Origin of the sequence: Acidovorax sp. Leaf160 (assembly GCF_001424265.1) — a bacterium.
In the GTDB taxonomy this organism is placed as follows: Bacteria; Pseudomonadota; Gammaproteobacteria; order Burkholderiales; family Burkholderiaceae_C; genus Paracidovorax.
Genome location: NZ_LMOV01000024.1, coordinates 369413 through 377020, shown reverse-complemented (window position 1 = coordinate 377020; position 7608 = coordinate 369413). Strand labels below are relative to the sequence as shown.

Here is a 7608-nt window from a genome sequence, read left to right as displayed (position 1 = left end):
GCAGATCCACGCCAGCGGCAGCGAGCGGGTCTGGGTGGCTGACATCACCTACCTGCCCACGGACGGCAAGTTCGTGTACCTGAGCCTGGTCACGGATGCGTATTCCAGGAAGATCGTCGGCTGGCACGTGCATGAGAGCCTGCAGACCGAAGAGGTGGCGCAGGCCATGAAGATGGCACTKTCGGTGCGGCAAAGCAAAGGACCACTGGTGCACCACTCCGACAGGGGTATCCAGTACTGCTCGACGTACTACCAGGCACTGCACCAGCGCCACGGTGTGACCTGCTCGATGACCGACGGCTACGACTGCTACCAGAACGCACTGGCCGAGCGGGTCAACGGCATCCTGAAGACCGAGTTCCTGCTGCATCGCCCNGCACCAGCGCCACGGTGTGACCTGCTCGATGACCGACGGCTACGACTGCTACCAGAACGCACTGGCCGAGCGGGTCAACGGCATCCTGAAGACCGAGTTCCTGCTGCATCGCCCYGCAGGYCTGGAGCAGGCCAGGCGCATGGTTGCGCAGTCGATCAGGATCTACAACTGCGAGCGACCGCATCTGTCGCTGAAAATGCGAACGCCCGATGCAGTNAGGTCTGGAGCAGGCCAGGCGCATGGTTGCGCAGTCGATCAGGATCTACAACTGCGAGCGACCGCATCTGTCGCTGAAAATGCGAACGCCCGATGCAGTRCATCGGGCGTCATTGGCCGGATAGTCCGGCTGGAGTTTTAACAGTCCCTCAGTGTCAACGCTATTCAGGACGGGTCAGTTGCCGAAAGCGGGTCAGCCCAGCCGCACCACCACGGGCGCGTGATCGCTGGGCTGCGGGTTCTTGCGCGGAGCGCGGTCGATGTGGCAGGCCTCGACGCGGTCCTTCAGGGTTGCGCTCACCAGGATGTGATCGATGCGCAGGCCCCGGTTCTTCTGAAATCCGAGCATCCGGTAGTCCCACCAGGAAAAGCTTTTTTCCGGCTGGTCGAACAGGCGGTAGGCATCGGTCAGGCCCAGCTGCAGCAGCGCCTGGAAGTGCGCGCGCTCTTCTGCCGTGTGGTGGATGGTGTCCTTCAACCCGACCGGGTCGAAGGAATCGCGGTCTTCCGGCGCCACGTTGAAGTCTCCCACCAGCACCAGCCGTGGATGGGCCTGCAGTTCCGCTTCCAGCCAGCGGCGCAGTGCTTCCAGCCACAGCAGCTTGTAGGCGAACTTGTCGGAACCCGGCGCCTGGCCGTTGACGAAATAGCAGTTCACCAGCCGCACCGGCCCGTCCGCCGTGTCCAGCGTCGCCGCGATCACGCGGGCCTGCACATCGTCATGCCCCGGAATGTTGCGCACCACGTCCCGCAGCGGCGCGCGGCTCAGGATGGCGACGCCGTTGTAGGTCTTCTGCCCAAAGCTCACGGCGTGGTAGCCGGCCGCCTGCAAGGCGTCGAAGGGAAACTTCTCGTCCACCAGCTTGAGCTCCTGCAGCCCGATGGCGTCCACCGGATTCTGGGCCAGCCAGTCCAGCACCTGAGGCAGACGGACGGAGAGGGAATTGACGTTCCAGGTGGCGATTTGCATGGGGCTTTCGGACAAGGGAGGGTGGAGGCGCGCACTTCAGCGGCGCTGGTAGCTCACGAACGAGTAGGGCAGGCCGCCCTGGGCGGAATGCTGCACTGGCGTGCGGGCCGTCTCATGCCATTCCGGCCCCAGGGCTGGGGCGAACGCGTCCCCTTCGATGGTCTGGTGGATCTCGGTCACTTCCACGCCGTCGGCCAGGGGCAGGGCCTGGGCATAGATCTGTGCGCCGCCGATCACCCAGACGTCTTCGCCATGCGTGCGGGCGATATTCAGCGCCTGCTGCAGGTCGGCGGCGCGCTCGACGCCCTCCGCTTGCCAGTCGGCTTGCCGCGTCACCACGATGTTGGTCCGCCCGGGAAGCGGGCGGAAGCGCGCGGGCAGCGAGTCCCAGGTCTTGCGGCCCATCACCACGGGGGAGCCGAGCGTCAGTTGCTTGAAATGCGCCAGGTCTTCCGGCAGGTGCCAGGGCATGGTGCCGTCCCGGCCGATGACGCCACGGGCCGCGCGGGCGAAGATGAGTCGCAGGGTCATGTTGCTTTCCAGATGCAGCGCGGGGCCGTTACACGTGCAGATAGGCCAGCGCGCCGACCACCAGGCCCAGCCCCGCGACGCCGTACATCCCCCACTGCAGCCACTTGCGCCGCGTCAGCAGGGCAATGGCGGCCAGGGCGATGGCGACCTGCAGCACGGTGGTGGCCTGCGCCCAGCGGTGGTGCTGGTGCATCTGCGCCTCGCTCTGATCGTCCAGCGCCTGCGACTGGGCCTCCAGCGCCTCGGCCTTCTTCTTGATGTCGTTCTTTTCCTGCTCGTAGCGGTCCAGCCTGGCCTGCAGTTCAGGCTTGCGGCCGTCCGCCGCCAGGTCGCGGGCCAGTTCGGTCACCGACTGCTTGGTGCTCTTGGACTGGTAGTACGCCCACTGGTTGGCCGCCTCGGTCTTCTTGATGGCGGCGTCGTTCTTGATCAGCCCCGCGTTGGCCTGCGTGGCGCCACCCATGTACGAGAAGATGGCGCCGACCGTGGCGATGATGGCCGTGGCCATCGCGATCTGGTTGGTCATGCCGCCGCCGTGGCCGGCGTCGGAATGCGGATGCTGGGCGGCGTGCTCGACCGCGTGGTCGTGCGGCCCATGGACATGAAAGCCGTGGGAAGACATGGTGGATGGCGAAAAGGAAGCTAGAAGAGAAACGGAGGAGGGGCGTCAGACGGCGACCGGCGCCTTGATGGCCGCGTGGTGGGTGTAGTCGCGCACCTCGAAGTCTTCGTACCGGTAGTCGAACAGGGTGTCGGGCCGGCGCAGGATGTGCAGCGTGGGATAGGGGTGCGGCGCGCGGGACAGCTGCAGCTCCACCTGCTCGAAGTGGTTGGTGTAGATGTGGCAGTCCCCGCCCGTCCAGATGAACTCGCCCACGTCGAGGTTGCATTGCTGGGCCACCATGTGGGTCAGCAGCGCGTAGCTGGCGATGTTGAAGGGCACGCCCAGGAAGATGTCGGCGCTGCGCTGGTAGAGCTGGCAGCTCAGGCGGCCGCGTTCGCCCGCAGCCTGCGGGGGCGTCACGTAGAACTGGAAGAAGGCGTGGCAGGGCATGAGCGCCATCTTGTCCAGGTCGGCCACGTTCCAGGCGCTGACGATGATGCGGCGCGAATCGGGGTTGGTCTTGAGGGTCTCCACCACCTGGCTGATCTGGTCGATGTGGCCTCCCTCCGGCGTCGGCCAGCTGCGCCACTGCACGCCGTAGACGGGTCCCAGGTCGCCGTCTTCCCTCGCCCATTCGTCCCAGATGGTGACGCCGCGTTCCTTCAGCCAGTGGTTGCTGCTGGAGCCGGTCAGGAACCACAGCAGCTCGACGATGATGGACTTGAGATGCACCTTCTTCGTCGTGACCAGCGGGAAGCCCTCGTTCAGGTCGAATCGCATCTGGTGGCCGAACACGCTGCGCGTGCCGGTGCCCGTGCGGTCGCCCTTGGCCACGCCGTGGGTGTAGACGTGGCGCATGAAATCTTCGTACTGGGAGCGCACGGGGCGGGCTGTGTCGGTCATGGGCGGAGGGTGCGCGGGCAGCGCGGTCGCGGCGATGGAAAAGCCGTGGATTCTAGGGCGTGGGCGCGCAAGGCGCTGGGCGAACGCAGCCGAGCCGCAGCGGGAAGCCGCTAAGCTTGAGCACATGCCCATTTCGCGGCCCGTGCGGGCTGCCTCAGCCACCATGTCGTTCGCCAAGCCGTCTTCCTACTTCGCCGTTCCGCTCGTCGCCGCCTTGGCGCTGGCGGGCTGCGGCAGCCACGTTCCCCTGACGCCTGCGTTGCCCGCAACCACCGCGAGCGCAGCGACCCTGCCGCCGAAGAGCGCCGCAGCGGCACCCGCCGCGAACCCCTGGGCGGGTGTGCAGGAGCAAGTGGGCCGCTACCCGTCCAGCGGTGAAGACTTCCTGCGCAACGGCCCCATCGCCCGGCGGCTGCAGGGGCTGCTCGGCCCCGTCAACTACCCGGTGTTCCTGCAGAACATGGGCACCAGCGGCCCGCTGCGGCAAGAAGGCCCGCTGATCTACATCACCGGCAACCGACCCCACGAGGGCGGTGCCGAGTCGGCCGCGATGGTGCTGGACCCCGCCCGGGACGTGATGCGCGCCTGGCTGCAGACCGGCGACGAGGAGTGGGACGTGCAGGACGCCGGCCCGGCCGTGCCGCTGCCGGCCGAGGTGCGGCAGTTCATCCAGAACGCGCGCGGCGTCTGACCTGCGGCCCGCCGGCCCGCCGGTCGTCAGGCCGCCTGCGGTGCGACGGGCAGCAGGCAGTGCGGGTTCATCAGCCCCTGCGGATCGAGCGCGCCCTTGATGGCGCGCATCATCGTGAGCGCCACGGGCGACTGGTATTGCTCGAGCTTGTCCACCTTCAGCGCGCCCACGCCGTGCTCGGCCGAGAACGATCCGCCGAACTTGGCCACTGCTTCGTAGACCAGATCGTTCACCCGCGCTTCCTGGTCGCACAGGAAGGCCTTGGCATCGCCGTCGGCCGGGGCCTGCACGTTGTAGTGCAGGTTGCCATCGCCCAGGTGGCCAAAGTTGACCAGCCGCACGCCGGGAATCTCGCACTGCAGCAGTTCGTCGGCGTAGGCGACGAAGGCCGGAATGCGGGGAATCTGCACCGAGATGTCGTGCTTGATGTTCAGCCCTTCCTCGGCCTGGGCCAGCGGAATGCTTTCACGGATGTGCCAGAGCTGGTGCGCCTGGGCGATGTTCTCGGCCACCACCGCATCCGTCACGCAGCCGGCGTCGAAGGCGGTTTCCAGCAGCGCTTCGAAGCGCGCGCGGGCGTGTTCCTCCGATTCGCTGTCGCTGTTTTCCAGCAGCACGCCGTAGGGCACGTCGGCCTGGTCGATGAAGGGCACGCGCAGCTGCGGCATGTGCTTGTTCACCAGGCTGAGGGCGAAGCGGCCCATCACCTCGAAGCCCGTCAGGCCCGCGCCCAGGTGCCGGTGCGCCAGGGCCAGCAGCTGCACGGCGTGCTCCATCGACGGCACGGCGGCCCACGCCGTCAGGCTGGCGGCGGGCTGGGGGTAGAGCTTCATCGTCGCGGCGGTGATGATGCCCAGCGTGCCCTCGCTGCCGATGAACAGGTCGCGCAGGTCGTAGCCGGTGTTGTCCTTGCGCAGGCCCTTCAGGCCGTCCCAGATCTCGCCCTGCGGGGTGACCACTTCCAGCCCCAGGCACAGGTCGCGGGCATTGCCGTAGCGCACCACCTGCGTGCCGCCGGCATTGGTGGCCAGGTTGCCGCCGATGGTGCAGCTGCCCTCGGCCGCCAGGCTCAGCGGAAACAGCAGCCCGGCTTTTTCCGCCGCGTCCTGCACGTTCTGCAGGATGGCGCCGGCCTCCACGGTGAGCGTGAGGTTGTCGGCATCCAACGCGCGCAGGGCATTCATGCGGGTGAGGCTCAGCAGCACCTGCGTGCCGGTCGCATCGGGAATGGAGCCCACCGCCAGGCCCGTGTTGCCGCCCTGCGGCACGATGGCCGTGCCGGCGGCGGCGCAGGCGCGCACCACGGCGGCCACCTCTTGCGTGCTGCCCGGGCGCACCACGGCCAGCGCCTTGCCGCGGGCGCGCCGGCGCCAGTCCTGCTCCCAGGCGGTGAGGTCGCCTTCGGTCAGCACATGGGCGGCGCCGACGGTCTGGCGCAGGGTGTCGATCAGAGTGGACATGGAGGTTCTCTCGGAATGCGGGGAATGACGGGTTCAGGGGGGGTCAAGGCGCCGGCGTGCTGGCGGCGGCCGCCGGGGCTGCGCTGCCGCGCGCATGCCGCTGGCGCAGCCGCACGTGCAGCGCGCAGGCCACGAACAGCGCCAGGCAGAGGGCGATCTCGACCAGGGCCAGCCAGCGGCCGGCGCCGGTGTCGCTCCAGGCGCGCACCACGCCCTCGGTGAAGTAGAGCCACACCACCAGGCTGACCCAGCGGTAGGTGTACATGCGCCGCTTGAGCAGCCCCGCCAGGGGGAAGGCCAGCGGCAGCGCCTTCAGCGCCAGCCAGGAGCCGCCCGGCCGCAGCGGCGCAAGCCACAGCTCCCACGCCAGGCAGAGCACGATCAGGCCCAGCAGGCTGCCGACGGCCAGCCAGCGGGTGGCGGCGACGTCCTGGGCGGGGTGAAGTGGCAGGGAGGGCATGCAGGCAGTCGGCGGGCGGGAGGAGATGCAGTCAAGCGGGAGGCAGCCGGGCCGTTCAGCGCGGCGCGGCGAATGGAATCAGGGATCATATCGGCCATGCGTATTTCCCTGCAGGCCGCGCTGCTGCGCTTCGACGCGTGGCTGACCGAGCTGTCCCACTTCCCGTGGCGCCCCACGGCGCACACGCTGCGCGAGCGTTTCCGCGAAGACCGCCTGGGCCTCACGGCCAGCAGCCTCACCTTCACCACGCTGCTCGGTCTGGTGCCGTTCTTCACCGTGGCGCTGGCCGTGTTCACGGCCTTCCCCATCTTCAGCCAGATGCAGTTCGTGCTGCAGCGCTGGCTGATCGACAGCCTGGTGCCGGACACCATCGCCCGCTCGGTGCTGGGCTATCTCACCCAGTTCGCGGCCCAGGCCAGCGGCCTGGGCGTGGCGGGTTTTTCGATCCTGCTGGCCACGTCGCTGGCGCTGATCCTGACCATCGACCGCACGCTCAACAACATCTGGCGCGTGCCGCGGCTGCGGCCGCTGGGCCAGCGCGTGCTGATCTACTGGGCCGTCATCACGCTCGGGCCGCTGGTGCTGGCGGCCAGCCTGGCGCTCACCACGTCGATGGCGTCGGCCGCCTCCCGCGGCATCGGCGACAGCCTGCCCGGCAGCGCGCGACTGCTGCTCGATGCCATTGAATTCCTGGTGCTGGCCATGGGCATGGCGGCGCTCTACCGTTACGTGCCCAACACCCACGTGAAGTGGCGCCACGCCTGGGCGGGCGGGCTGTTCGTGTCGGTCGGCATCGAATTGGCCAAGAAGGTGCTGAGCCTCTACATCGCCTCCGTGCCGACCTATTCGGTGCTCTACGGCACCTTCGCCACGCTGCCGATCCTGCTGCTGTGGGTGTATGTGGCCTGGGTCATCGTGCTGCTGGGCGCCGTGGTGGCGGCCTATCTGCCCAGCCTGCTGGCGGGCGTGGCGCGCACGGCCAGCGGCCAGGGCTGGACCTTCCAGCTGGCGGTGGAGGCGCTGCAGCAGCTACAGGCCGCCCGCCACACGCCCGCCCGTGGCCTGACCGCGTCGCAACTGGCGCAGGCGCTGCGGGTGGACGTGCTGCAGCTGGAGCCCGTGCTGCAGGCCCTCACCGCGCTCGACTGGGCGGTGCAGGTGAACGAGACCGCCAGCGGCGCGCCGGAGAGCCGCGAGGCCCGCCACGTGCTGGTGGCGGACGTGGCCACCACGCCGCTGGAGCCGCTGGTCGAGCGCCTGCTCATCGGGCGCGCCGGCAGCCTGGATCGGTTCTGGGGGAATGCGGGGCTGGCAGTGGTCAAGCTGGCGGATGTGCTGCCGAGGCCCGAGCGGCAGCCGTTTCCGTGATTAATATGCTATTAAAATAATAGCAACTT

Annotated in this window: 9 protein-coding genes and 2 pseudogenes; 5 read left to right on the top strand and 6 right to left on the bottom strand. The window is 68.3% G+C overall.

The features are described 5' to 3' along the window. From ASF94_RS15235 to ASF94_RS20910, 3 genes and pseudogenes are all read left to right on the top strand, one after another. Positions 1-375 (top strand): annotated as a pseudogene (locus ASF94_RS15235) (IS3 family transposase); the annotation flags it as partial. A 29-nt stretch (positions 376-404) separates the two neighbouring features. Continuing rightward, positions 405-592, top strand: a pseudogene (locus ASF94_RS21600) (integrase core domain-containing protein); the annotation flags it as partial. 1 nt (position 593) lies between these two features. Further along, the coding region (locus ASF94_RS20910) for an integrase core domain-containing protein (RefSeq protein ID WP_156382560.1) at positions 594-717 on the top strand (124 nt) is incomplete at its 5' end. A gap of 68 nt (positions 718-785) precedes the next feature. Here ASF94_RS20910 and xth read toward each other — a convergent pair. Genes xth through ASF94_RS15215 form a run of 4 tightly spaced genes read right to left on the bottom strand, consistent with a single transcriptional unit; the run spans position 786 to position 3600 of the window. Then, positions 786-1562, bottom strand: coding sequence for an exodeoxyribonuclease III (gene xth, locus ASF94_RS15230; protein ID WP_056668090.1), 777 nt, complete (start codon positions 1560-1562; stop codon positions 786-788). A gap of 36 nt (positions 1563-1598) precedes the next feature. Continuing rightward, positions 1599-2093: a dihydrofolate reductase gene (locus ASF94_RS15225; protein WP_056668087.1), complete on the bottom strand. Its 495-nt coding sequence runs from the start codon at positions 2091-2093 to the stop codon at positions 1599-1601. A gap of 28 nt (positions 2094-2121) precedes the next feature. Further along, positions 2122-2715: a DUF4337 domain-containing protein gene (locus tag ASF94_RS15220; RefSeq protein WP_056668083.1), complete on the bottom strand. Its 594-nt coding sequence runs from the start codon at positions 2713-2715 to the stop codon at positions 2122-2124. A gap of 45 nt (positions 2716-2760) precedes the next feature. After that, a complete protein-coding gene (locus tag ASF94_RS15215) occupies positions 2761-3600 on the bottom strand; it encodes a thymidylate synthase (RefSeq protein ID WP_056668080.1) in 840 nt (279 codons plus the stop codon). A gap of 163 nt (positions 3601-3763) precedes the next feature. Between ASF94_RS15215 and ASF94_RS15210 the strand changes: the two genes are divergently transcribed. Continuing rightward, positions 3764-4291: a hypothetical protein gene (locus ASF94_RS15210; protein WP_056668077.1), complete on the top strand. Its 528-nt coding sequence runs from the start codon at positions 3764-3766 to the stop codon at positions 4289-4291. 26 nt (positions 4292-4317) lie between these two features. Here the strand turns inward: ASF94_RS15210 and ASF94_RS15205 are convergent, their stop codons facing one another. Both ASF94_RS15205 and ASF94_RS15200 read right to left on the bottom strand, forming a co-directional pair. After that, a complete protein-coding gene (locus ASF94_RS15205; RefSeq protein ID WP_056668075.1) occupies positions 4318-5751 on the bottom strand; it encodes an FAD-binding oxidoreductase in 1434 nt (477 codons plus the stop codon). A 43-nt stretch (positions 5752-5794) separates the two neighbouring features. Next, positions 5795-6211, bottom strand: coding sequence for a DUF2069 domain-containing protein (locus ASF94_RS15200; protein ID WP_056668072.1), 417 nt, complete (start codon positions 6209-6211; stop codon positions 5795-5797). 96 nt (positions 6212-6307) lie between these two features. On the opposite strand from ASF94_RS15200, the gene ASF94_RS15195 reads away from it, so the two are divergent. Next, positions 6308-7579 (top strand): YihY family inner membrane protein, encoded by a 1272-nt coding sequence (locus ASF94_RS15195; RefSeq protein WP_056668070.1) that lies wholly within the window; start codon positions 6308-6310, stop codon positions 7577-7579. The last annotated feature ends 29 nt before the right edge of the window (positions 7580-7608 follow it).